Origin of the sequence: Sphingomonas sp. CFBP 8760, assembly GCF_014841615.1 — a bacterium.
Lineage (GTDB): Bacteria > Pseudomonadota > Alphaproteobacteria > Sphingomonadales > Sphingomonadaceae > Sphingomonas.
The window spans coordinates 1-266 of the sequence record NZ_JACYUG010000076.1 but is presented as its reverse complement, the minus strand read 5'-3'; the positions used below and the strand labels follow the sequence as shown (position 1 = coordinate 266).

The following is a 266-nucleotide window of genomic DNA, read 5'->3' as shown; positions in this document are numbered from 1 at the left end:
GCACGGTGAGCGATGCACAAGTCGCGCAAGTGATCGAGCGTACGCTGAACACCACGCCCCGGGATGCGACCCATTGGTCGATCCGCTCGATGGCGGCCGAGGCTGGGCTGTCGCACACGACGATCCGCCGGATCTGGAGCGCGTTCGGCTTGCAGCCGCATTGCTCGGAGACGTTCAAGCTGTCGAGCGATCCGCTGTTCGTCGATAAAGTTCAGGACATTGTCGGTCTTTACCTGTCGCCTCCGACCCGCGCCGTGGTGCTGTGC

The 266-nt window shown here is 63.5% G+C and carries 1 pseudogene; it reads left to right on the top strand.

The window, feature by feature from the left end:
- Positions 1-266, top strand: a pseudogene (locus tag IFT82_RS21615) (helix-turn-helix domain-containing protein); the annotation flags it as partial.